Origin of the sequence: Ensifer aridi, from assembly GCF_002078505.1 — a bacterium.
GTDB classification, from domain to species: domain Bacteria; phylum Pseudomonadota; class Alphaproteobacteria; order Rhizobiales; family Rhizobiaceae; genus Sinorhizobium; species Sinorhizobium aridi.
In genome coordinates, this window is sequence record NZ_LUAV01000002.1 from 280042 (window position 1) to 303729 (window position 23688).

General features: G+C 63.4%; 24 protein-coding genes. 9 read left to right on the forward strand and 15 right to left on the reverse strand.

The window, feature by feature from the left end:
- The first annotated feature begins 108 nt into the window (after nucleotides 1–108).
- The 5 genes from gshB to AYK65_RS01700 all read left to right on the forward strand — a co-directional run bounded on the left by gshB (nucleotide 109) and on the right by AYK65_RS01700 (nucleotide 4569).
- Nucleotides 109–1056 carry a glutathione synthase gene (gene gshB, locus AYK65_RS01685; protein ID WP_026613524.1) on the forward strand — a complete coding sequence of 316 codons (948 nt, stop codon included), beginning with the start codon at nucleotides 109–111 and terminating at the stop codon, nucleotides 1054–1056.
- 194 nt (nucleotides 1057–1250) lie between these two features.
- Nucleotides 1251–2783, forward strand: a complete 1533-nt coding sequence (locus tag AYK65_RS01690) for a YifB family Mg chelatase-like AAA ATPase (protein WP_081157837.1) — start codon at nucleotides 1251–1253, stop codon at nucleotides 2781–2783.
- A gap of 54 nt (nucleotides 2784–2837) precedes the next feature.
- Nucleotides 2838–3104 (forward strand): hypothetical protein, encoded by a 267-nt coding sequence (locus AYK65_RS31405; protein ID WP_139793104.1) that lies wholly within the window; start codon nucleotides 2838–2840, stop codon nucleotides 3102–3104.
- Entirely contained in the window at nucleotides 3083–3361 is a 279-nt protein-coding gene (locus tag AYK65_RS01695) for a hypothetical protein (protein ID WP_081157838.1), read from the forward strand. The genes AYK65_RS31405 and AYK65_RS01695 overlap by 22 nt, the downstream gene beginning before the upstream one ends.
- On the forward strand, nucleotides 3358–4569 hold the full coding sequence (locus tag AYK65_RS01700; RefSeq protein ID WP_081157839.1) for a hypothetical protein: 1212 nt from the start codon (nucleotides 3358–3360) through the stop codon (nucleotides 4567–4569). The genes AYK65_RS01695 and AYK65_RS01700 overlap by 4 nt, the downstream gene beginning before the upstream one ends.
- 184 nt (nucleotides 4570–4753) lie before the next feature.
- Here the strand turns inward: AYK65_RS01700 and cysK are convergent, their stop codons facing one another.
- From cysK to AYK65_RS01715, 3 genes are all read right to left on the reverse strand, one after another.
- Nucleotides 4754–5722, reverse strand: coding sequence for a cysteine synthase A (gene cysK, locus AYK65_RS01705; RefSeq protein WP_081157840.1), 969 nt, complete (start codon nucleotides 5720–5722; stop codon nucleotides 4754–4756).
- A 194-nt stretch (nucleotides 5723–5916) separates the two neighbouring features.
- The gene (locus tag AYK65_RS01710) at nucleotides 5917–6222 is read right to left on the reverse strand and encodes an NIPSNAP family protein (protein ID WP_026613520.1); all 306 of its coding nucleotides are present in this window, start codon (nucleotides 6220–6222) and stop codon (nucleotides 5917–5919) included.
- Nucleotides 6219–7133 carry a DMT family transporter gene (locus AYK65_RS01715; protein WP_026613519.1) on the reverse strand — a complete coding sequence of 305 codons (915 nt, stop codon included), beginning with the start codon at nucleotides 7131–7133 and terminating at the stop codon, nucleotides 6219–6221. Before AYK65_RS01715 ends, AYK65_RS01710 begins: the two co-directional genes overlap by 4 nt.
- A 135-nt stretch (nucleotides 7134–7268) precedes the next feature.
- On the opposite strand from AYK65_RS01715, the gene AYK65_RS01720 reads away from it, so the two are divergent.
- Complete coding sequence (locus AYK65_RS01720) at nucleotides 7269–7703, forward strand: Lrp/AsnC family transcriptional regulator (protein ID WP_026613518.1); 435 nt, start codon at nucleotides 7269–7271, stop codon at nucleotides 7701–7703.
- A gap of 57 nt (nucleotides 7704–7760) precedes the next feature.
- Here the strand turns inward: AYK65_RS01720 and dut are convergent, their stop codons facing one another.
- A complete protein-coding gene (gene dut / locus AYK65_RS01725) occupies nucleotides 7761–8231 on the reverse strand; it encodes a dUTP diphosphatase (protein WP_139015606.1) in 471 nt (156 codons plus the stop codon).
- Between the two features lie 98 nt (nucleotides 8232–8329).
- Between dut and AYK65_RS01730 the strand changes: the two genes are divergently transcribed.
- Nucleotides 8330–9913 carry a peptide chain release factor 3 gene (locus AYK65_RS01730; protein ID WP_046120017.1) on the forward strand — a complete coding sequence of 528 codons (1584 nt, stop codon included), beginning with the start codon at nucleotides 8330–8332 and terminating at the stop codon, nucleotides 9911–9913.
- Between the two features lie 170 nt (nucleotides 9914–10083).
- Here the strand turns inward: AYK65_RS01730 and AYK65_RS01735 are convergent, their stop codons facing one another.
- From AYK65_RS01735 to AYK65_RS01750, 4 genes are all read right to left on the reverse strand, one after another.
- The gene (locus AYK65_RS01735; RefSeq protein WP_052728601.1) at nucleotides 10084–10458 is read right to left on the reverse strand and encodes a hypothetical protein; all 375 of its coding nucleotides are present in this window, start codon (nucleotides 10456–10458) and stop codon (nucleotides 10084–10086) included.
- A 114-nt stretch (nucleotides 10459–10572) separates the two neighbouring features.
- Nucleotides 10573–11265 (reverse strand): B3/B4 domain-containing protein, encoded by a 693-nt coding sequence (locus tag AYK65_RS01740; protein ID WP_046120016.1) that lies wholly within the window; start codon nucleotides 11263–11265, stop codon nucleotides 10573–10575.
- Between the two features lie 4 nt (nucleotides 11266–11269).
- The gene (locus AYK65_RS01745) at nucleotides 11270–12196 is read right to left on the reverse strand and encodes a DMT family transporter (RefSeq protein ID WP_046120015.1); all 927 of its coding nucleotides are present in this window, start codon (nucleotides 12194–12196) and stop codon (nucleotides 11270–11272) included.
- A gap of 82 nt (nucleotides 12197–12278) precedes the next feature.
- Nucleotides 12279–13088 (reverse strand): AraC family transcriptional regulator, encoded by an 810-nt coding sequence (locus AYK65_RS01750; protein ID WP_046120014.1) that lies wholly within the window; start codon nucleotides 13086–13088, stop codon nucleotides 12279–12281.
- A gap of 90 nt (nucleotides 13089–13178) precedes the next feature.
- On the opposite strand from AYK65_RS01750, the gene AYK65_RS01755 reads away from it, so the two are divergent.
- Both AYK65_RS01755 and AYK65_RS01760 read left to right on the forward strand, forming a co-directional pair.
- Nucleotides 13179–13703, forward strand: a complete 525-nt coding sequence (locus AYK65_RS01755) for a helix-turn-helix transcriptional regulator (RefSeq protein ID WP_081157841.1) — start codon at nucleotides 13179–13181, stop codon at nucleotides 13701–13703.
- Between the two features lie 123 nt (nucleotides 13704–13826).
- On the forward strand, nucleotides 13827–14810 hold the full coding sequence (locus AYK65_RS01760; RefSeq protein ID WP_046120013.1) for an NAD-dependent epimerase/dehydratase family protein: 984 nt from the start codon (nucleotides 13827–13829) through the stop codon (nucleotides 14808–14810).
- A gap of 60 nt (nucleotides 14811–14870) precedes the next feature.
- On the opposite strand, the gene AYK65_RS01765 is transcribed toward AYK65_RS01760, so the two are convergent.
- The 7 genes from AYK65_RS01765 to AYK65_RS01795 form a co-directional block, all read right to left on the reverse strand.
- Nucleotides 14871–15275, reverse strand: coding sequence for a GFA family protein (locus tag AYK65_RS01765; protein ID WP_081157842.1), 405 nt, complete (start codon nucleotides 15273–15275; stop codon nucleotides 14871–14873).
- A gap of 77 nt (nucleotides 15276–15352) precedes the next feature.
- The gene (gene iolB / locus AYK65_RS01770) at nucleotides 15353–16153 is read right to left on the reverse strand and encodes a 5-deoxy-glucuronate isomerase (protein ID WP_026613508.1); all 801 of its coding nucleotides are present in this window, start codon (nucleotides 16151–16153) and stop codon (nucleotides 15353–15355) included.
- A 241-nt stretch (nucleotides 16154–16394) separates the two neighbouring features.
- A complete protein-coding gene (gene iolE / locus AYK65_RS01775; RefSeq protein ID WP_046120011.1) occupies nucleotides 16395–17297 on the reverse strand; it encodes a myo-inosose-2 dehydratase in 903 nt (300 codons plus the stop codon).
- A gap of 174 nt (nucleotides 17298–17471) precedes the next feature.
- Complete coding sequence (iolD, locus tag AYK65_RS01780; RefSeq protein ID WP_046120010.1) at nucleotides 17472–19325, reverse strand: 3D-(3,5/4)-trihydroxycyclohexane-1,2-dione acylhydrolase (decyclizing); 1854 nt, start codon at nucleotides 19323–19325, stop codon at nucleotides 17472–17474.
- 66 nt (nucleotides 19326–19391) lie between these two features.
- Nucleotides 19392–21332, reverse strand: coding sequence for a bifunctional 5-dehydro-2-deoxygluconokinase/5-dehydro-2-deoxyphosphogluconate aldolase (locus tag AYK65_RS01785; protein ID WP_081157843.1), 1941 nt, complete (start codon nucleotides 21330–21332; stop codon nucleotides 19392–19394).
- 109 nt (nucleotides 21333–21441) lie between these two features.
- Nucleotides 21442–22302: a MurR/RpiR family transcriptional regulator gene (locus AYK65_RS01790; RefSeq protein ID WP_026613504.1), complete on the reverse strand. Its 861-nt coding sequence runs from the start codon at nucleotides 22300–22302 to the stop codon at nucleotides 21442–21444.
- 136 nt (nucleotides 22303–22438) lie between these two features.
- Nucleotides 22439–23569: a Gfo/Idh/MocA family protein gene (locus tag AYK65_RS01795; protein ID WP_081157844.1), complete on the reverse strand. Its 1131-nt coding sequence runs from the start codon at nucleotides 23567–23569 to the stop codon at nucleotides 22439–22441.
- Between the last annotated feature and the right edge of the window lie 119 nt (nucleotides 23570–23688).

Sequence of the window (23688 nt, forward strand, 5' to 3'; positions counted from 1 at the left end):
TGGGAGCGTGGGCGGCCGCTGTAGCGCTTTGAGTTGCTGTATAATTCCAGCTCGAACCGAGGCCGGTCCGAGGAATTATCCGGTCGAGGTCCAATCGGGAACGGGAAGATGGCAGGAATCGTCAATGTCGGGGTCCAGATGGACCATGTTTCGGGCATCACCATTGCGGGCGACTCGACCTTCGCGATGAGCCTGGAGGCGCAGGCCCGCGGCTATCGCCTGTTCCACTATACGCCCGACAAGCTGTCGCTGCGCGATGGCAAAGTCTACGCAACCGTGCAGCACATGACGCTGCGCGACGTCAAGGGTGATCATTTCACGCTCGACGAGCCGGAGCGGGTCGATCTTTCGACCATGGACGTCATCCTGCTTCGTCAGGATCCGCCCTTCGACATGGCCTATATCACCTCGACGCATCTCTTGGAGCGTCTCCATCCGAAGACGCTTGTCGTCAATGATCCGGCCTGGGTCAGGAACTCGCCGGAGAAGATCTTCGTCACCGAATTCCCCGACCTGATGCCGAAGACGCTGATCACCCGCGATGCCAATGAGATCGCCCGCTTCCGCCAGGAGATGGGCGATATCATCCTGAAGCCGCTTTACGGCAATGGCGGCGCAGGCGTGTTCCACTCGACGCGCGACGATCGCAATCTTTCCTCGCTGCTCGAAATGTTCGGCCAGATGTTCCGCGAGCCTTTCATCGCTCAGGAATACCTGCCGGCGGTTCGCAAGGGCGACAAGCGCATCCTGCTCGTCGACGGCGAGCCGGTCGGCGCCATCAACCGCGTTCCCGCCGAGCATGATGCCCGCTCCAACATGCATGTGGGCGGGCGGGCCGAGGCGACCGAATTGACCTCCCGCGAGCGTGAAATCTGCGCCCGCATCGGCCCGGCGCTCAAAGCCCGCGGCTTCCTCTTCGTCGGTATCGACGTGATCGGCGACTATATGACCGAGATCAACGTCACCTCGCCGACCGGCATACGCGAAGTGAAGAAATTCGGCGGCGCCGACGTCGCGAGCCTGCTGTGGGACGCAATCGAGAAGAAGCGCGCCTGATTACGGCAGCCGGGAGCACAGCGGGCGCTCGTTTGTTCTATCATTGTTCTTGTTTTCAAGCGCATTCCGTGCAAGATTTGTCCTCGCAACCGGGGGCGGTTGTGGCGGCATGCGTAGGTGCTGCCGTGCTGGGGCGGAATGAACGAGGGGCCGGGGTGGCCTAGCGTGTTTTCGCTCCGATTTCAGGGGGCATCATGGTCGCGCGCGTCAGCACGGTTGCGTTTCAGGGTATAGAGGGCGTTCCGGTCGATGTTCAGGTGATGGTGGCGCCCGGCAAGGTCGGCATGCAGATCGTCGGCCTGCCGGACAAGGCGGTCGCCGAAAGCCGCGAGCGGGTCCAAGCGGCACTCCATGCGTCGGGCCTGGCGCTTCCGGCTAAGCGGGTGACCGTCAATCTGGCGCCGGCCGACCTGCCGAAGGAGGGCAGCCATTTCGATCTCGCCATAGCACTCGGCCTTATGGCGGCGCTCGGGGCGATCCCGGCCGATGCGCTCTCCGGCTATGTCGTTATCGGCGAGCTCAATCTCGACGGTACGATCGCGCCCGTCGCCGGCGCGCTGCCGGCGGCGATCGGCGCCAATGCCCTTGGCAAGGGGCTGATCTGCCCGGCCGAAAGCGGCTCGGAGGCGGCCTGGGCCGGCTCCGAGATCGATATCCTCGCGCCGCGCAGCCTGATCGCGATCGCCAATCATTTTCGCGGAACGCAAGTGCTCTCCCGCCCCGAGCCGGCGATCCGGACGGCTGCCGCCGATCTTCCAGACCTCGCCGATATCAAGCGTCAGGAAAGCGCCAAACGGGCGCTCGAGGTCGCGGCGGCGGGTAATCACAATCTCCTGATGGTGGGTCCGCCCGGCTCCGGCAAGTCTATGCTCGCGGCGCGTCTCCCTTCCATCCTGCCGCCGCTTTCTCCCGCCGAGCTGCTCGAAGTCTCGATGATCCATTCGATCGCCGGGCAGCTACCGGGCGGCAAGCTCTCCGACCGCCGGCCGTTCCGCGCGCCGCATCATTCCGCCACCATGGCGGCGCTGATCGGCGGCGGACTCAGGGCGAAACCGGGCGAGGCCTCGCTCGCCCATAACGGCGTGCTGTTCCTCGACGAGTTTCCGGAATTTGCGCCGCAAGTGCTCGATGCGCTGCGCCAGCCGCTCGAATCCGCGCAATGCATCATCGCGCGCGCCAATCACCGCGTCAGCTATCCGGCGGCTATCCAACTGGTCGCGGCGATGAACCCGTGCCGCTGCGGCATGGCCGGCGAGCCGGGACGTACCTGTGCTCGCGGCCCGCGCTGCATGGCCGATTACCAGGCGCGGATTTCCGGTCCCTTGATGGACCGCATCGACATCCGCATCGACGTGCCTGCCGTCAGCGCCGCCGACCTCATTCGGCCGGGGACAGCCGAGTCGAGCGCCGTCGTCGCCGGGCGCGTCGCCCGCGCCCGCGAACTCCAGCGGGATCGGTTCGCCTCACTCGGCCATCCGGAACTGACGAGCAATGCCCGCTCATCGACGACGATGATCGAGAAGATCGCCGAACCCGACGCGGCGGGTCTGCAGCTCTTGAGGGACGCGGCGGAAAAGATGAAGTTCTCGGCGCGCGGCTACCACCGCGTGCTGAAGGTGGCCCGCACGCTCGCCGATCTCGACGAGGCGCCGACCGTCGGGCGTATCCATCTCGCCGAAGCGATCTCCTACCGCGTCGCCGGCGAACGCCTGCCGGTGGCGGCGTAGCGATGCTGCGCCGTTCAGTCATATTCGACCGAAATCTTACCTAAGGGCCCAAGCGTGTTCTTCTTCAACGGTACCCGCTTCGTCGTCCCGATCGCGCTGGTGACAGGAATACTTCCTGCACCGGCAGGGGGGAATGCCGCGACCGAGAACCCCGGCAAGCTGTCTTATGGATCGAGAATGGGTATGACGGTGACCATTGTTGCGAAGGAGGGGATTGGAACTGCAAACGCCGTGATCCGGATAAAGCACACGCCGGAAGACGCAAAAGTCTTTGCGTCGAATACCTGCGGGATTATTCGATGCGTTGCGTCAGAGACGTGATCGCAACCACGAAGCTCTCTGACCGCGTCACCGGCAACTGCGTCGAGCGCACGGACACGCACGGCTCGAGCTACTCCTTCCACGGCTCCGCCCGGCAGTCGCCGGAGTTAATGGAGGACGGTTCTTTCTCGGAGTCGGACTATCTCATTCGCCGCGACGGGGACGAACGCTTCCTCCCGACCAGCCCCAGTTCTTACTACGAAGCCCTGGAAGTTTTTCAGGCCCTTTGCCCCGGAATCGTGAAGGTGGTGCCATGAAACGCCAAAGCGTGCTCGCTCTCATTGCCAGCGCTCTCCTCGGCGGCGAACCTCAGGCGGCAGAGTTCACATCTCGCGGTATCACGCCGGACGAGCCGTTCAAGATCGCCGAGTTTCGCCTGGAAGGTGAGATCGCCGACGCGGATGTGGAGCATGCGAAGGCTGCCCTGGCCAAGGCCGACCTCATGAACAGGCCAGGCGAGTGGGACGAGATAGTCGTATCGCTGAACAGCGCAGGTGGGTCCTATAAAGCGGCCATCGATCTCGCGCTGTTCTTCAGGCAGAGGGGATTTGCGACGGTGGTCAAGACCGGCGATCGCTGCATCTCCGCTTGTGCACTGGCGTTCCTCGGCGGTACAAGCGGGGCGGACCCCTCGTTCCCCGATGGAGACGCCCTGCCGCGACGGGCGCCCGACCGTTCGTTCGAACCAGGCGCGGAACTCGCCTTTAGCCCTCCGCGCATCGCTCTGCCGCGACTGCTCACGACCCCGAGTGCTGCTGCCAAGGCCCATTCGGCAGCGCTTTCGGATTTTGCTCGACTTCTGGACGTGGCGGAAGAGTTGCACGTCAGCGCCGATGCCATCGCCCCGATTCTGGAAGCCGCGGAGGACGAGCCTTATCGGATCGACACGGTCGAGGCGGTCCGTTCGCTCGGCATCGATTATGACAAGGACCTCATCCTGGGAAATTTGCCGGGCGTTACACGGTCGATGATCATGAACGCTTGCATCAACCGGTATCACCACCTGCAGGAGCATCGAAGCCGATCGGGTTTTTCCCGGGCAGCGTCCGTGATGAAAGAGTTTATCGAAGGGTCGAAGCTTCTCCGAAACGGCGAGGAAAGCCGTGCCTTCGGCTATCGCCAAGAGGCGCAGATGGGGCGACGCTGGCTAGCCTATATGGCGGTCGACAAGACCGAGGACGAAAAGTCTTTCGTCTGGTGCATCTTCGAAGGGGATCGGATCGACCCGGGCGTTTTCTACAAATATGCGGGCACGGTCGAGCAACTCTTCAGCGACTTTTCTCCGGCCAAGCCGATTTTCGCGTTCTCCCGAAGCGAAACGTCGCTGCCGATTGGTCGAGGGGGCGACGAGCGCACATGGATGAACATGCTGGACATGGTGCCACCGGAAACGAAGCTCTCCGACGTCAGGGAACGCGTCGATGCCTATCTGGAAAGGGAAAAGCTGGTTCCTTTCCCTGATTAGGCCAAAAATGTGCACCGGTTTGGGGCACGACACACACGAAAACGAAGATCCAGAGCGCGCCGCGTGAATGCGTTTGAGCGCGAACGCGCTTTAGTCACAGTCGCGTTAAGAAGAGCCCCGGGTGCGCTCTTCGGTTCTTCAATGTGTGCCGCCGGATGAAAACCAGACGTAGAGAGGAATTGACTTAAGCCCCCAGCCCCTCGAAAAGCACCGTCGACAAATAGCGCTCCGCAAATGAGGGAATGATCACGACGATATTCTTGCCGGCGTTCTCCTCGCGCTGCCCAACCTCGATTGCTGCCCGGAGCGCGGCGCCGGCGGAGATGCCGACCGGCACGCCTTCGAGTCTGGCAACGAGGCGCGCGGCTTCGACGGCTTCGGCCGCATTCACGGTGATCACCTCGTCATAGATGCCGGTGTCGAGGATCGGCGGTGCGAAGCCGGCGCCGATGCCCTGGATCTTATGCGGGCCGGGCATGCCGCCGGAGAGAACCGGTGACTCTTCGGGCTCGACGGCAATCACCTTGACCGACGGTTTGCGCTCCTTCAGCACTTGGCCGGCGCCGGTGATGGTGCCGCCCGTGCCGATGCCCGAAACCAGGATGTCGACGCTGCCCTCGGTGTCGTTCCAGATTTCCTCGGCCGTCGTCTTGCGGTGGATTTCCGGATTGGCCGGATTTTCGAACTGCTGCGGAATGATCGCGTCGGGAAGCGTTTCAACGAGTTCCTGCGCCTTGGCGATCGCGCCCTTCATGCCCTTGGCGCCCTCCGTCAGCACCAGTTCCGCGCCAAGCAGCACCAGCATCTTGCGCCGCTCGACCGACATGGTCTCAGGCATAGTGAGGATCAGCCGGTATCCTTTGGCCGCCGCGACGAAAGCGAGCGCGATACCGGTATTGCCGGAGGTGGGTTCGACGAGCGTCGTGCGGCCGGGGGCGATCTTGCCCTGCGCTTCAAGCGCCTCGACCATGGCGACGCCGATGCGGTCCTTGACCGAGCCGATAGGATTGAAGAATTCGAGTTTGGCGAGCAGGTTCGCCCTCAGGCCCTTTTCCTTGGCAAGCTTGTCGAGCCGCACGATGGGAGTGTCGCCGATCGTTTCGGTGATCGAGGAAAAGACGCGGCCGCGGCCGGGCTTGCGCGCTTCAGGCATATGTTTCTCCCTTCATTTCGATGTTGCCGGGGAGAATAGGAGCAATGCGTTTCCTCTTCCAGAGCGGGAAAGCCCCCGAGGCTCGTGAGCGAAGCAAAAAACGCTTGTGAAACCGCCGGTTGGGGAATCTTTTTGCGGCGCCTCGAAGGGAGCCTCGCCGTCAGCATGGCGGCGGAGGCTCGCGAGTAAAAAGCTTATTCGAACACCGGTCGCATGAAGCTGCGCTCGTAGCTCATGATGCAGCGCGTCTCCTCGGCATAGGCGAAGGCCGCGCGACATTCGGGATCCGCAGCCATCTTCTCGCGATAGGCTTCGTAGGCGGCAAGCGAGGGAAAGCTGAAGAGCGCGAGGGCGATGTTGTTCGCCCCTTCATGCGGCATGAAATAGCCGTGATGAGTGCCGCCGAGTCGATTGACAAGCGGAATCCAGAGCTTCGCGTAATGCTCGAACTCTGCAAGCTTGTAAGGGTCGATGACGTATTTCAGATAGCAGGTGATCATGAGGCCCTCCGTTCGCTTTCTTGTTTGATAAGCGGCATCGACCGGAGGGTCCAGCCAAGATTGGTACCGGCGGCGGCGAGCAGGATCGCGGCCGAGCCTGCGATTTGCACCGGCTGCAGCGCGTGGCCGAAGGCGATGCGATCTACGAGGATCGCGGCGATCGGATAAATGAAAGAGAGCGCGCCGGTCACGTGGGTCGGTAGTCTCTGGATCGCGCCATAGAGCAGGATATACATGATGCCGGTGTGGACAACGCCGACGGTAATGAGCAGCGTCCACTGGAGCGCGCCCTGCGGCAGCGGCGCGGCCAGCGCGAAGGGGGCGAGCATCGCTGCTCCGGTGATCACCTGGACCAGCGCGATCAGATGCGGCGGCGTGCCCTTGAGGAGCTTGGTCACGATCGCGGCAATGGCGTAGAAGAAAGCAGCCCCGAGCGAGAGCGCGATTCCGGCGAGGTAGTCGCTGGGCTCAAAGGCGCCTGTGGGCTTGGCGGAGACGATCGCGATCATTCCGGCAAAGGACACCGAGAGCCAGAAGAGCTTGCTGATCGTGATCTTCTCGCCGAGAAAGAGCGCGCCGAGCCCGAGCAGCATGAAGGGCTGCGTGTTGTAGACCATCGTTGCGATCGAAATCGACGCGCGGGGATAGGCGGCGAAGAGCAGGAGCCAGTTGACGACGATCGCGACACCTCCGAGCGCGGAGAGGGCGACCACCTTCATCCGGAGATGGCGCAGGTCGATCAGTCCGAACAGGGCCGCGAATGCCGCGAGCGTGAGGGCTCCGAAAATGCAGCGCCAGAAGACGACGCCCGTGACCGGCTGACCAGACATCAGCACGAACCAGCCGATCGTCCCCGAAATCAGCATTGCCGCCGTCATTTCCGCGCTTCCGCGCCGCAAATCCCTATCCATGGTATTGGCTCCTTCCTGAAACTCAGCAAAGAATAATGAGCCTAGTGCCAGTTTGATATGGATGAGAACAGGAATATGTGGAAGAGTACCTAATTATGGAAGGCAGACGTGCCGAATTGCCTTATGGGGTTGCCGATGCTGGATGAGCTTGACCGGCGGATTCTCGAAATTCTCGCGGCCAATGCCCGCGTGTCGCTGAAGGAACTCGCGCAGGAGGCAGGGCTCTCCTCGCCGAGCGCGGCGGAACGGTTGCGCAAGCTCGAGGAGCGCGGGGTGCTCGACGGCTTCACGATCTCGGTCAATCCGGCACGGCTCGGCTATCCGCTGCAAGCGGTCGTCCGCGTTCGGCCCATGCCCGGTATGCTGCACATCGTCGAAAGGCTGATCCAGGAAACGCCCGAGATCGTCGAGTGCGACAAGGTCACGGGCGACGACTGCTTCATCGCCAAGATGCTGGTGCGCGATATGGGTGAACTTGACACGATCCTCGATCGCATCGCGGAAAAGGCACAGACCAACACCTCGATCGTCAAATCGTCGCCGGTCAAGCGGCGTCTGCCGCCGCTTTAGGTTCTTGTTTATGCGTGTCGTTGTCCCAAACCGCTCCACACTTTTGGGCGACATGCATTAGTTAGTGCCGGTCGAGCCGAAACCGCCCGCGCCGCGCGCGGTCGTCGTCGCGCCGTCGGCCTCGCGGATCGCGACCTGGGTGACCGGAGCGATCACCATCTGAGCGATGCGCGTGCCGCGCTCGACGATGAAATCCTCCTCGCCGAGATTGACGACGAGGACCTTCACCTCGCCGCGATAATCGCTGTCGACGGTGCCCGGCGTATTGAGGCAGGTGATGCCGTGTTTGAAGGCAAGCCCGGAGCGCGGCCGCACCTGGCCCTCATAGCCGGCGGGGATTTCGAAGATGAAGCCCGTCGGCACCAGCGCCCGGCCTCCCGGGCGGATTGTCATCGGTTGATCGGCCGGGACGGCCGCGCGCAAGTCCATGCCGGCGGCTCCCGCGGTCTCGTAGGCCGGCAGATCGAGGCCCTCTGCATGCGGCAGGCGGACGAGCGTGAGGGCGGGGTGGTTTTCGGGGGCGTTCATGATCATTCCGTCATAAGCATAGCGGGGCCTGCCGCAGTCAATTGCATATTCGGCCCCGAGCCTGTAAAGGACGCGGCAACTCACAGGATACTCACATCATGGCCGAAAGCATTGCCGAGGCGGTTTCCCGCCGCCGCACATTTGCGATCATTTCGCACCCGGACGCCGGTAAAACGACGCTCACCGAAAAGCTCCTGCTCTTCGGCGGCGCGATCCAGCTCGCCGGCGAGGTCAAAGCCAAGAAGGACCGGATTCAGACCCGTTCCGACTGGATGAAGATCGAACGTGAGCGCGGCATCTCGGTCGTCACCTCAGTGATGACCTTTGAATACAACGACACGGTTTTCAACCTGCTCGACACGCCCGGCCACGAGGACTTCGCCGACGACACCTACCGCACGCTGACGGCGGTCGATGCGGCGGTCATGGTGATCGACGCGGCCAAGGGTATCGAGCCGCGGACCTTGAAGCTTTTCGAGGTCTGCCGGTTGCGCGACATCCCGATCATCACCTTTGTCAACAAGATGGACCGCGAGAGCCGCGATCCCTTCGAGATCCTCGACGAGGTGGAGCATAAGCTGGCACTCGATTGCGCGCCTGTCACCTGGCCGATCGGCCGTTCCAAGAGCTTCTGCGGCACCTATCATCTCGCCACCAACGAGGTGCGAGGCGCCGACACGCAGGAGCGGCTGACCAAGGTCAACGAACCGGAAATGGCCTCGCACCGGCTGCCGGAAAACGAACGCGATGCCTTCATCGAGGAGACGACGCTGGCGATCGAGGCCTGTAAGGCCTTCGACCGCAAGGCCTTTCTCGAAGGCCACCTGACGCCGGTCTTCTTCGGCTCGGCGCTCCGCAATTTCGGTGTGCGCGATCTGATCAATGCGTTGAGCGATTTCGCACCGCCGCCGCGCTCCCAGGTCGCCGACATCCGTACCGTCGAGGCGACCGATGACAAGATGACCGCCTTCGTCTTCAAGATCCAGGCGAACATGGACCCGAACCATCGTGACCGCATCGCTTTCGTGCGCGTCTGCTCGGGCAAGCTCGAACGCGGCATGAAGGCGCGTCTCTCGCGCACCGGCAAGCAGATGGGGCTGACTGCGCCGCAATTCTTCTTCGCCTCGCAGCGCCAGCTCGCCGATACCGCCTTTGCGGGCGACGTCGTCGGCATCCCGAACCACGGCACGCTCAGGATCGGCGATACGCTCACCGAGGGCGAGCCGCTCGTCTTCCAAGGTGTACCGAACTTCGCGCCGGAAATCCTCCGCCGCGTCAGGCTCGGGGACGCGATGAAGGCGAAGAAACTGAAAGAGGCGCTGCAGCAGATGGCAGAAGAGGGTGTCGTTCAGCTTTTCTCGCCGGACGATGGGGCGCCGGCGATCGTCGGCGTCGTCGGTGCGCTGCAGTTGGACGTGCTCAAGGAACGTCTGCAGGCGGAATATGGTTTGCCCGTCTCCTTCGAAATGCCGCGCTTCTCCGTCTGCCGCTGGATCTCCGCCGACAACCCGGCCGACCTCGACAAGTTCATCGCGGCCCACCGCGGCGACATCGCACGCGATCTCGACGGCGATCCGGTGTTCATGGCGCAGGACGGTTTCTCGCTGCGGTATGAGTCGGAACGCTATCCGGCGATCAAGATGGTGGCGATCAAGGAGTATCACGTCGCCAAGGCGGCGTGACGACCAATGCCAAGGCCTGTGAACATAGGCCCCTGGCCCCCGCGGGGGCGAGAGCACTGGCGGGTGCGGCGTCCGTCCTTCCTCCCGTCATAAAGGGAGAAGGCAACGACAGTCGGACGAGGGCGATTGCGCCGGCACGCCGGCGGACCTTTCGCGGCTCCGCATCGCATTCATCCAGGATCCGTCATTCGCAGCGCCAGCACCAGTTGCGCGACGCGTACGGCCGCGATGAGATAGATGGCGACCACGAGAAGCTGAAGCGCGAGGTGCCGCCTGACTTTCGATAGCCGGTAAAGCCCGTCCGCAAAGTTCAGCAAAAACAGGGCGATGCCGATCGAGAACACAATGTAGCCGGCAATCGGCGTGTTTATGATGCCCTTGGCGGTAATGATGTCGGGGTTCTCGACGGCATGCATGCCCGCCGCCACGATCAACGTCGCGACGACGAGGTTGCGCGTGTGCCGAAATATCTCCTCAAGGCCGCCGCGATCGAACAAGGCGCGTTTCGCGGTCAGTAGAAACGACGGGATGCGGCGACCGGACATGCGACTCCATCTCGAATTGCGGTTGCAGGCGGGATGATATTCGAGCGGATTCTCGCCCGTCAAAGCCTTTCGGCGGACGTGCAAGGCGGGTCCCTCGTCCGCGGCGGCTGCGCCTCAAAAATCGAAGCGCCGCGCCGCGCGTTCCAACATTGCGACTTCGGGATCAACGGACCAGATCGTGCCGACGGCCTCGCGAAGCGCGTCGATGAGCCGCCTGACATCGGCCTCGCCGCCGGCATGCAGCGCCTCGGCGACGATGAGCACGGCCGTCGTCTCCTCGCGGACGGCCGAATACCCGCTCTGGCGATTTGTCCAGCGCCGCGCATGCGCGCGTCCGCTCGTATCGGCGAAAATGATTTCTTGCGGCTCAGGGAATTCCATGTCGCCGGAGAAGGTCGTGTAGATCTCATCACCGACGGCAGGCCGGACCTCGAGATCGCCGGTGACCTTCCCAAGATCGAAGACAGCGATCGGGATGGCAAACGCCAGCGACGCCGCGTTGCAGAGATCGATGGTCGGATGGATTTTTGGTAGCGTTCCCTCCTTCCGGAAACGCCTCAGAAGCGCTTCGGAGGCCGAGCGATATTGCGTCGGCTTCAGTCCCATCCGTGCGAAGGCGCGGCGCCAAGCCTGTATTTCCGGGAATTCGCCCTCCGTGCGCTCCGAAAGCCGTGCCCTCGCCACCGCATCGAAATGAGCGACCTGCGCGTCGACCGCGACGTCCTTGCGGATACCCCCGACGTGAAGCGCGCCCGCGGCCAGTTCGGGGAAGTCGTTCCAGATATCGTCTGAGTGCTTAAAAGACATGAGGTCACCTTTCCTGCAGGCTGGTCGTGGGCTGCGCCGCGTGTCCGGTACGTGTGAGATTGGTGGTCCGGAGGCTGAGACTCAAGACGGCCAGGAGCACGGAGCCCATGCCGATCATCTGATTGGCGGCAATCGGCTCGCCAAGAGCGGCAGCGGCGAGGAGAAGGGCGGAGACGGGGGCAAGCGCGGTGAAGACTGAGGCCTCGGTACCGCTTACCTTCTCCAGTCCAGCATACCAGAGCAGGAAGCCGCCAATTGTCGGCACGAGCGCGTAATATGCGACGGCGGCAAGGGCCGGTGCGCCTGTTGTCCCCGCCAGAGGAAGCTCCGCAAGTGCAAACGGGATGGCGATCGCGCCGCCGAACCCCGCCATCAGCGCCGACAGGGTCAGCGGCGGAATCTCGGAGTCGAGGCGCTTGCCGAGGAGGATGAACAGACCTTCGCAGATGACGGCGCCGAAGATCAGAGCAGCGCCGGCGAGCGAATGCGGGCCGGCCGCCTCGAGCCGAAAGACGATCGCGAGAACGCCCGCAGCGGCGAGGAGAGCGGCCATGAGCACGGAGCGCTGCGGCCTTTCGCCAAGGATGATGACGGCAATGGCGGCCGAGACCACGGGAAGCGTGCCGATTATGACACCGGCATCGGCCGCGGGCGTGAGCTTCAAACCGGAAATGAGCAGGGTCGTATAGCCGACGCTGCCGGCGCCCGCCTGCAGGAAGAGGATCAGCCAATCGCCCTTCGGCAGCCGCGGCCAAGGGGTTGCGGTTGCGCGCATCAGCCCAAGGAAAAGCGGGAGTGCGATCGCGAAGCGCAGCGCCGTTGCCGTAAATGGCGGCAGGCCGGAGGCTATGATCTTGCTCGCGATAACGGTGCTGCCGACGAGCACCATGGCGAGCGACAACTGAATATATCCCTGAAATCGTTTCGACATCCTGCTGCCATTCCGATCGATGATGGCGGCAGATGAACCGATCGGGCGCGAGTGGTCTTGTACGGAATTGCAGGTTCGGAAGTCAGTTCGCTGCCCGCGCGTAGGCGCCGGGAGAGAATCCGTATTTGCGCACGAAAACGCGCGTCATATGGCTCTGGTCGGTGAAGCCGCCGGCAATCGCCGCTTCCGCGAGTGGCGTACCCTCGGCGATCAGCCGCCGGACGATGTCGATCCGTCGCTGGATGAGATAGGCATGCGGCGTGAGCCCCGTCGTTTTGGCAAAGCCGCGCACGACCTGATAACGGCTCAGCCCGCTCTCGCGCGCGAGGTCCGAAAGCGTGAGCGGCCCCAGCGGGTTGTCGTCGATGAGGCTAACGGCTGCAGCGATCGATTTAGGCCCCTTCACCGGAGTGCCTTGCCGTGGGGCAAGCTGCATCGCCTCGGCGAGCAGAGTGACGGTGAGCTCCTCCCAACGAAGCATCGCATCGGCACCGGTCGCCGTCGCGGCCGCAAACGTCGCCCGGAAGCGGGCGGCAAGCCGTGCATTCCGCATCACCGGGTCACTGAATTCGCAGCTGTACTTGCGCCCTTCGCTGATGTCGTCGACTGCCGCGGCGACCACGGCGGGATCGAGATAGAGCATCCGCCAGGAGCGGCCGGCATTGCCGATCGGCGCGCCGTCATGGACCTCTCCAGGATTGACGGTGATCACGTCGCCCGCTTTCGCCTCGACCATGCCGCGGCCGCTGAGCGACTTCTGCGCCCCCTCAAGGATCAGGCCGATCCCGAACTGCTCGTGCGTATGGCGCGCGAAGGCGTGGCGCGTCGCGGCCTCCACCACGTCGACGCCGGCAATGCGGCGCGGCAGCACCCTGAAATCGCCCCTCGGCATGTCCGCTCGTCATTGGTTTTCGTTGAGCTCTGATGCTGGTATAGCGTTTCCGTGGTCTTGCGGCAAAGCGAAGACGCGAAGGAGGTTGCGATGCTTTACACGGGGCGGACGCTGAAGCGCCTGCGGCTCTTCGCCGGCATGAAGCAGAGCCATGTGGCTGAGCTCCTGCAGGTCACACAGACGACCGTGTCGCGCTGGGAGGCCGGCATCCTGACACCTTCCGAGAGCCAGCAACGGGCGCTGGAGCGCCTGTTCGCGAAAGTGCCGTCGACGGCCGATGCGGCGCTCAAACGGCTGGTTGAAACCTCGACGGCGCGGGTTCATCTGATCTGCGATCACTCGCATCGGCTGCTCGCGGCCTCGTCCGCCCGGCGAATGGAATGGCGGCGGGACCTGCTGGGAGCGCCGATGTTCCGTTACGCGTCGGAGGATATCCGGAAGGCGGAAGGCGACCTTGCCGAACTCGGCTGGCACGAGGCCCGGATAGCCTCGCTCGTCGTCGAGACAGGCCCTAACGGCCGCGATGACGTGCCGATCGTCGCGGGCCGTGTGCTTTGGGAGCGCATTCCGCTTGCCGACGGTGCGACGGGCCGCCTGGTGACGACGCTGATGTGATCGCGGCGCATATTTTATGCGTTGTTCCTCCCGCTCGGCTCCGGCTAGCCTCAAGTTCGGGATGAGGAAAAGTATGCGCGGTTTTCCGCCCGCATCCCGTTCCAACTTCTTGAGGAGTGATGCATGACGATTCTGGTGACGGGAAGCGCCGGCCACTTGGGCGAAGCGTTGATGCGAAGCCTGCGCGCGGCAGGCCGCGATGTTCGCGGCATCGATATCAAGCCTTCCGATTTCACCGATCTTGTCGGATCGATTGCCGACCGCACGTTCGTCCGCCGGGCACTGAAGAATGTGCACGCCGTCGTCCACGCCGCGACGCTGCACAAGCCGCATGTCGCAACGCACGGCTATTCCGAATTCATCGAGACCAATGTCACCGGCACGCTCAATCTGCTCGAAGAGGCCTCTGAGGCGGGCGTCGGCGCCTTCGTCTTCACCAGCACCACGAGCGCTTTCGGCTCGGCGCTGACGCCGGCGCCCGGTGAGCCGGCGGCATGGATCACCGAGGAGGTGACGCCGATTCCGCGCAACATCTACGGCGTCAGCAAAGTCGCGGCGGAAGGCTTATGCGAACTCTTCTCTCGCCGGCACGGTTTGCCCGCAATCGTCCTGCGCACCTCGCGTTTTTTTCCAGAAGCAGACGACGATGCGGAAATCCGCGGCCACTACGATACGGCGAACGCGCAGGCAAACGAGCTGCTCTACCGCCGCGCGGACATCGAGGACGTGGTGAGCGCGCATCTCTTGGCGCTCGAGAAGGCGGCAGAGATCCGCTTCGCCCGCTATATCGTCTCGGCGCCGACCCCCTTCACGCGTGACGATCTCGCCACGCTGCGGAAGGACGCGCCTGCCGTCGTGCTGCGTCACTTTCCCGAATGCGAGGAGCTTTATGCCGAGCGCGGATGGCGGCTCTTCCCGACGATCGACCGCGTCTATGTGAGCGCCCAGGCGATGGCCTCGCTCGACTGGCGGCCGAAGTACGATTTCCGCCATGTGCTCCGATGCCTTCGGCGCGGCGAGGATTTCCGCAGCCCGCTGGCGATCGAAATCGGCTCGAAAGGCTATCACGATACCGTCTTTTCCGACGGGCCTTATCCGGTCGCGTGATCGTGCCGTTGAGGCGGTTGCTCGTGTCCGCGAGCTGCACAGGGTGGGCCCCCTCCGCTCTCAGTCCCGAGGCCGCCCCGGCAGCTTGCCGATGTCGCCGATCCAGGGCAGGGCGGAGGAGCACCAGATCTGCGAGCGTGGCGCAAGTTCGCGCCGCTGGTTGATCGTGCCGACGCGGATTCCCACTTCCTCCGCGTCCTCGTCGGTGCCGGTCGTGTAAACCGGTGAACCGCATTGCGGACAGAAGAACTGCAGTCGCTGGCGCCCGTTTTCAGCGGTCTTGACGTAAAGCTTCGGCTCCCCGCCCGTCAGCTGGAAGGATGCGCGCTGCGTGCTCGCAGTCACTCGATAGGCGGAACCCGTCAGCCGCTGGCAATCGGTGCAATGGCAGATGGTTACGTGCTCAGGATCGATTTCCGCCTCGTAAGTAACGAAGCCGCAATGGCATTGGCCGTCGATGTGCATCGGACGCTCCTCGTATCTGTCTCAAGCAAGATACGATAGAGCGTCCGCACTATTCGTCGAGAGCTTGCCGTACCGGCTCAGACGCCCGTGAACAGCCACTCATGTTCCTTGGCGTTGTGGAACTTCCAGATCCGCTTCGGCCCGGCCATGACGTTGAGATAATAGACGTCGTAGCCGTGAACGGCGGCAACCGGATGGTAGCCCTTGGGTACCAGCGTGACGTCGCCGTCTTCGACCGCCATCGTCTCATCGAGCGAGCGGTCGTCCGTATAGACGCGCTGCAAGGCGAAGCCCTGCGGCGGATTGAGGCGGTGGTAATAGGTTTCTTCCAGATAGCTTTCGGCCGGCAGGTTGTCCTGGTCGTGCTTATGCGGCGGATAGGAGGACGTGTGCCCGCCGGGCGTGATCACCTCGACGACGAGCAGCGACTCAGCCGAACCGTCGTCCTCCGGCATGATATTGGTGACATAGCGCATGTTGGTGCCCCTGCCGCGCGTCATCTGCGGGTGCGTGCCGGGACGGATGACCTTGGCCTTGAAGCCTTCGCCGCCGGGTGCTGAGCAGACCGCAAGATCGAGATCGGTCGTGGCTTCAGTCTGCCACCTGCTGCCCTTAGGCACATAGACGGCATAGGGCTGGCCTTCGAAGGGCGTCATGCGCTCGCCGAGTTCGCCGAAATTCTCACCGTCGACGGAGACCTTCGCCCTGCCGCTGACGAGCACGAGGCAGAGTTCCTTGTCTCCCGCTTCGCCGCCGGTCGTCTCGCCGGGTTTCAGCCGCTGAAGCGCGAAGCCGACATACGTCCAGCCGGCGCTTTCGGGCGTAATGTCCTGCATCAGGCCGGATTGTGCCTTCGGTTTGACGAGTAGTTTGGACATGTCGACGGTCTCCTGACTTCTTCCTTGATAGCCGCATTCGCGACCTGCCCCGCTCCTTGGGTTTAACCCGAGGACTAGCCCTCTTCCGCTCGCGGGGAGAAGGGATTCTGAGCTTGCCGCTGTCTCCTCTCCCCTTTCGCGAAGAGGTGGACCGGGAGAGCGCGGCATACCCTTCTCCCCGCAGGCGGGGAGAAGGTGGCGGCAGCCGGATGAGGGGCGTACCGGCAGCCGGACGATGCGATTATACCCAGTCCAGCCCCGCCTCCTTCGCAAACGCCTTCAGCGATTTCAGCCCGAGCGACTGGTACTCGAACGGGTTGCGCACGGCCGAATCCTGCTCGGCCTCGATCACCAGCCAGCCATCATAGCCGTGTTCGGCGGCGATTTTCAGCACCGGCAGGAAGTCGACGCCGCCTTCAGCGTCGCCCGGCACCGTGAAGACGCCGCGGCGCACGCCTTCGAGGAAGGAGAGGCCTTCGCTCTCGACCACTCTGCGGACAGCCGGGCGGACGTTCTTGCAATGGATATGGCGGACGCGGTCCATATATTTCCGCGCCACTTCCGCCGGGTCGGACCCGCCGAACCAGGCATGGCCGGTATCGAGCAGCAGCTTCGTTGCCGGACCGGTGTTCTCCATCAGGAGATCGATCTCCTCGCCGGTCTGGACGATCGTACCCATATGGTGGTGGTAGACGAGATCGATGCCTTGGTGGGCGCAATACTCTGCGATCGCTTCGAGATCGGCGCCGAATTTCTTCCACTGGTCGGCCGGCAGCACCGGCTTGTCCTTGACGAGCGACTTGGAGTCGTCGCCGTGGATCGCATTCGATGTCTCGCAGACGATCGCCACCTTGCAGCCATTGTGCTTCAAGAGATCGAGGTGCGGCTGGATCGCCTTCTTCTCGGCCCCGACGTCATGGGTGAGCAGATTGGTGGAATGCCAGCCGGAAACGAAGACGAGGTCATAGGCGGCGAGCTTCTGCTTCAGCGCTTCCGGATCGGTGGGCATCTTGTGGCCCTTTTCTATGCCGTCGAAGCCGATCTTCTGGCAATCGGAGAGGCAATCCTCGAGCGTCAGATGCGCGCCGATCGTATGGTCGTCGTCATTGCTCCAGGCGATCGGATTGGTTCCGTAGCGGATCATGTCTGTCACTTTCTGTTTCGTCGTCTGCTTGAAGCGGATGCTTCGTTATCTGCCCCTCATCCGGTCATCCGGCTGCCGCCACCTTCTCCCCGCCGCCGGGGAGAAGGCTAGGGGTGAGGGGCGACTGGGCATGGAAAAGCGCCCGCGCGAGAACGCGGGGCGCCGATCGTCGACTCAGCCGAAGCGCTGCGACTGGAGCGCCTTCTCGTAGCCTTCGCGGGCCACCTTCACCTGTTCCCGGTCGGACACTTCCGGAACCGCGACGTCCCACCAGTGGCCGCCGGTCTCCGTCGTGATCAGCGGATCGGTATCGATGACGATCACCGTCGTGCGCGTCTCTCCGGCCGTTTCGGCGAGTGCCGCTTCGAGTTCCGGGATCGAGCCGACCTTGCGGGTGACCGCCCCCATCGCGGCCGCATGCGCGGCGAAGTCGATCTGCGGCAGCTCGACGTGGTGCGTGTCCCTTAGCAGATTGTTGAAGTTGGCGCCGCCGGTTTCCATCTGCAGCCGGTTGATGCAGCCATAGCCGGCATTGTCCAAGAGCACGATGGTGAACTTGGCGCCGAGCATGATCGACGAGGCGATCTCCGAGTTCAGCATCATGTAGCTGCCGTCGCCGACCATCACGATCACGTCGCTGTCCGGCTTGGCGAGCTTGACGCCAAGGCCGCCGGCGACTTCATAGCCCATGGTCGAGAAGCCATATTCCATATGGTAGCCGCCGGGCTCTTCCGCCTGCCAGAGCTTGTGCAGCTCGCCGGGCAGACCGCCGGCGGCGCAGACGAGCGTCGTCTTCCTGCCGCCGCGGGCGCGCTGGACGGCGCCGATCACCTGGGCATCCGAGGGAAGCGTCGCATTTGTGGTGGCGGTCGCCTTGTCGGCCGCCTCGAGCCACTCGGCCTTGCCGGCCCTGGCCTTCTCGGTCCAGCTCGCGTCCGCCTTGTAGCCGCCGAGCCCGCCGGACATGCGATTGAGGCCGGTCCGCGCGTCGGAAATCAGCGGCTGGCCATTGTGCTTGCCGGCGTCGAAGGGCTGGACATTGAGGCCGATGATCTTGAGTTCGTCGTTCTTGAAGAGGGCCCAGGAGCCGGTGGTGAAATCCTGCAGCCGCGAGCCGACGGCGAGCACGACGTCGGTCTCCTCGGCAAGCCGGTTCGAGGCGGAGGTGCCGGTGACGCCGACCGAACCCATGTTGAGCGGATGCGAATGCGGCAGCGCCGACTTGCCTGCCTGCGTCTCGACCACCGGAATGCCGTGCTTCTCGGCGAAATCCTTAAGTTCGGCGGTCGCTTCGGAATAGAGCACGCCGCCGCCGGCGATGATGATCGGTTTCTTCGCCGCCTTGAGAGTTGCGATCGCGGAGGCCAATTCGTCGAGATCGGGCTCGATGCGGCGCGGCACCCACACTTTCTCGTCGAAGAAGGATTCCGGATAGTCGTAGGCCTCGGCCTGGACGTCCTGGCAGAGCGAGAGCGTGACCGGACCGCAGTCGGCAGGATCCGTCAGCACCTGCATGGCACGGCGAAGCGCCGGGATGATCTGCTCGGGCCGGGTGATGCGATCGAAGTAGCGCGACACCGGGCGGAAGCAATCATTGGCCGAGATCGTGCCGTCAGCGAAGCCTTCCACCTGCTGCAGCACCGGATCAGGCCGGCGGTTTGCGAAAACATCACCGGGGAGGAAGAGGACCGGCAGCCGGTTGACATGGGCGAGGGCCGCCGAGGTCACCATGTTGAGCGCGCCCGGGCCGATCGAGCTCGTGCACGCCATGAAACGGCGGCGGAAGCTCGCCTTGGCGAAGGCGATCGCGGCATTCGCCATGCCCTGTTCGTTCTGCGCGCGGTAGGTCGGCAGGGTTTCGCGCACGGCATAGAGGGCTTCGCCGACGCCGGCGACATTGCCATGGCCGAAGATCGCGAAAACGCCGCCGAAGATCGGCACCCGCTTGCCGTCGATGATGGTCATCTGCCGGGTCAGGAACCGCGCCACGGCCTGGGCCATGGTGAGGCGCACGGTTTTCTGGCTCATTTTGTTTCCTCCTAGCGGCGAAGTTTTGGCTCCGCCCTTTCGTTTAAGGCCGTCGACAGCTTTTCGCTATGCGGCCTTTGTCTCTCCGAGTTGCAGCCAGAGATCCACCAGCGCCTTGAACTTCGCCGCCATCTCGGCGACGGCTTGATCGTCGGTGATCGTGCCGCCGAGCCAGCCCTTGGCGGCATCAGCGAAGATCGTCCGGCCGACCGCAAAGCCCTTCACCGTCTTCGAAGTTCTGGCCGCCACGAAGCCATCCTTCAGCACCTCGTAGGGCGCCTCGAGGCCGAGCAGGACGACGCCTCGGCAGAGCGGATCGCGCTTCTCGATCACCGCGTCGATGGCAGCCCAGGCGCCGCGGCTCGCCTGCGGCTCGAGTTTCCACCAGTCGGGCTTCAGCCCGGCATCATAAAGCTCGTTAAGGGCGCGTGGAATGGTCTGATCGTCGAGCGGGCCGTGCTTGCCGGCGATGATCTCGATCAGGATTTCGCGGCCCACCTTGCGCGCGGCCTCGAAGGCCGAGCGAAGCTTGGCGATCTGGGTAGCCTTGAGTTCGGCCGGGTCGTCCGGATGATAGAAGGAGAGCACCTTGATGCAATGGTCGACCGGCCAGTCGATGAGGCGGCTGCCGAGGTCCTGGCTGAATTCGAACTTGAGCGGCCGCGAGCCCGGAAGCTCGATCGGCTTGGCGATCCAGAAGTCGCGGTGGGCGCCGGCCGCGAACAGCGCATCGCGGCCGTATTTGTCGTCGATCAGCATGCCGAAGCCCGACCGGCCAGCGGCGACCTCGGCGGCTGCTTTGACGGCAAGCGCTTTGAAGGCCGGGATGCGCGCCAGCAGCTCCGGCTTGCCTTCGGCGATATCCTCAAGCTGGCTGCGATGATCGATGGCGAGCGCCATCAGGAGCGGGATGTCGCGCCGGCGCGTCGTCGCCCAGTGGACGTGGTTGATCGCCTCGTCCTTGCGCAGCGCCTTTTCCTTGCTGCCGTGCTCGAGGAAATATTGCAATTCCACCCAGGTCGGGATTTCCGGCGCGCAGAGCAGCCGCGAGACCGCGAAGGCGCCGCAGGCATTGGCCCAGGTGGCGGAGGTCGCATGCGGCTCGCCCCTCAACCAGCCTCGCAGGAAGCCGGACATGAATGCGTCCCCCGCGCCAAGGACGTTGTAGACCTCGATCGGGAAGCCTTTGCCGACGATGCCGTCCTCGAGATCGTCCGAGATCGGCCCGTCATAGACGATGCAGCCCATCGGCCCGCGCTTCAAGACGATCGTCGCCGTGGAGAGCGAGCGGATGGTCTTCAGCGCCTGGAGCAGGTCGCTCTCGCCGGAGGCGATCAGGACCTCTTCCTCGGTGCCGACGATGAGATCGCAATCGCCGAGCACGGTCTTCAGGTGGGCAGAGACGCGGTCCGAAGCGATATAGCGGCTCTCGCCCGCGTCGTGGCCGGCAAGGCCCCAGAGGTTCGGGCGATAGTCGATATCGAAGACGACCTTCGCGCCGCCTTCCTTGGCGATCCTGATCGCCTTGCGCTGGGCGGCGTCGGTGTTCGGCTTGGAGAAATGCGTGCCGGTGACGAGGATCGCTCTGGCCGAGCAGATGAATTCCTCTGCGATGTCGTCCTCGTTAAGGGCGTTGTCCGCGCAATTGTCGCGATAGAAGAGCAGCGGGAAGGATTTCTCGTTCTCGACCGCCAGGATCGCGAGTGCCGTCAACCGCTCCGGATCCGTGACGATGCCGCGCGTTTCGACCCCTTCGCGCTCAAGCTGCTCGCGGATGAAGCGGCCCATCTGCTCGTTGCCGACGCGCGTCAACAGCGCCGATTTCAGACCGAGGCGTGCCGTGCCGACCGAGATGTTGCAGGGGCAGCCGCCGACGGATTTGGCAAAGCTCGACACATCTTCGAGCCGCGTGCCGATCTGCTGGCCGTAAAGGTCGACGGAGGCTCTGCCGATCGTGATGATGTCGAGGGGCTTGTCGCCGCCCTTTGTCGATGGAATCTGGCTCACTGCTTCCTCCCCGCGGACGCCGCGCGGGCGCCGACAGTTGTCGTTATCTCATGGGCGATGAGCGTATGAAACATAAATTCCGTCTCTTCGTCAATATGGAATTTCCGTTCTATCTTGTGGCGGCATCCTCCGTGCGGCGGCGCTTTTCGGCAATTGCAACCGTCAAGGCCATGGCGAATGCCATGCTTGCCGAAAGCGAGCGGAAGCCGGCGTGATCGGCCTCGACGAGCTCGAACCAGACCTTGGAGGACTCGGCGAGCGGCGAGAAGGCGGAGTCGGTCAAAGACACCACCGGCACCTTGCGACTGGCAAGCAGGCGAGCCTGGCTGGCGCTTTCGGAGGCGTAGGGCGAGAAGCTCACCGCAAAGGCGGCATCCTGCTTCGTCGCCATCGCCAGCATGTCGTCGTCGATCCCCGCGGCCGTGCCGACATGCTGGTATTTCACCTTCAGCTTGCCGAAGGCATAGGCCATGTAGCTTGAAATGGGATAGGAACGCCGCTTGGCGATGAGGTAGATCGTATCCGCCTTGGCGAGGATGTCGACGGCGCGCTCGAAGGCTTGCGGGTCCACGGATGTCGCGATATTGTCGAGCGATCGATGTGCGGCCGCAACGAAGCCGTTGAAGATCGAGCCGCTTTCAAGCTTGCTGTGATCGTTGCTGCGCAGCGCCTTCAGCCGTTCCTCGTAGCCGGGGGTTCGCTCTCTGAGCCGGGCGCGAAAGATCTGCTGCAGGCTCGAAAAGCCCTCGAAACCGAAATGCTGGGCGAAGCGAACGAGCGTCGACGGCTGGACATCGGCGGAGGTCGCTATGCTTGCTGCCGTGCCGAAGGCGATCTCGTCCGGATTGTCGAGCGAATAGGCCGCCACCTGCTTCAGCCGTTTCGGCAGTTGCGCCTTCCGCTCGAGGATCACGGCCTTCAGCGCCTCGAAATCCTGAGGGACATCGGTGGTCGTTTCCGGCGTGGGCATCGTTCAGCGTCTCCAGCTTGCTCGTGTTCCGTTTTCCTTAGTCTAATCGATTAGCGGTTAATGGGATAGAACGAACGTTCCATTTTCCCGCTCTTTCCCTTGTTGCCGGCAGGTGCGCGGGGCCTGCTAAATCGCCCTAGCCGATTTCCACCCACTCCTTCGTCCTGGCCGACTGATAAGTCGCGGAGAGGACCTTCTGCACCTCGTAGCCCTCGCGGAAGTCGGTGGAAGGTTTGCCGCCCTTGGCGATCGCCTCCAGGAATTCGTTGACTTCGATCGCCTTCAGATCGTTGAAGCCGATCTGGTGTCCGGGTGCCACGCAGAAGGCTCCATAGGGCGGATGTTCCGGTCCGGCCCAGATCGTGCGGAAGCCACGGCTGCGGATGTCGTCGCCGGCATTATAGATCTTGATTTCGTTCAGCCGCTCCTGGGTGAAGACGATGCTGCCCTTGGAGCCGTAAATCTCGAAATCGTGTTGCATCTTGCGGCCGGTTGCGATCCAGCTCGCCTCGAAGCTGCCCGAGGCACCGTTCTCGAAACGAACGAAGGCACGGGCTATGTCATCCACCTCGACCGGCCGGGTCTCCGTCGCGCCATGCGAGACGGGGCGGTCGGGAATATGGATCACGGTCTCGGCGAGTACGGACCTGACCGGCCCGACCAGATGGCGCATGCAGGCGATGATATGGCTGCCGATATCGGCGAGCGCGCCGCCGCCGCTCCTGGGATCCAGCCGCCATGCCCATGGAATGCTGGCGTCCGCCATGAAATCTTCCGCATGGATGCCGCGGAACGACCGGATTTCGCCGATCTCGCCGCTTTCGATGATGTCCTTGGCGAGAAAGATCAGCGGGTTCTTCAGATAGTTGAAGCCGACCTGGGTGACGACACCCGCTCCTTCCGCCGCCGCGACCATCTCGGCGCAGTCGGCGACGGTCGGCGCCAGCGGCTTCTCGCAATAGACATGCTTGCCGTGCGCAATGGCTGCAAGCGCCATCTCCTTGTGCAGAAGGTTCGGCGTGGTGATGTCGATGATATCGATGTCCGGATCGGTCAAGAGATCGCGCCAGTCCGCTGTCGCCTTGCGGAAACCGAGGCGCCCACGGGCGGCCTCCGCGCTCTCCTGCGTCACGTCCGCAACCGAAACCAGATCCAGTTCGAAGGGGAGGTCGAAGACCCGCACCGCAATGGTGAAGCCGAGCGCATGGGCCTTGCCCATGAAGCCCGTGCCGATCAGGCCGACGCCCAGTTTGCGCTTGACGTTCATGTCGTTCCTCCCGGCTGAGCCCTTTTGATAATGGGTCGAAAATGAAACGAAATGAACGAAATTTGTCAATGTGGAATATTTGTTCGAAATCGCTTCCCATTGTGCCGATGGAAACAGCG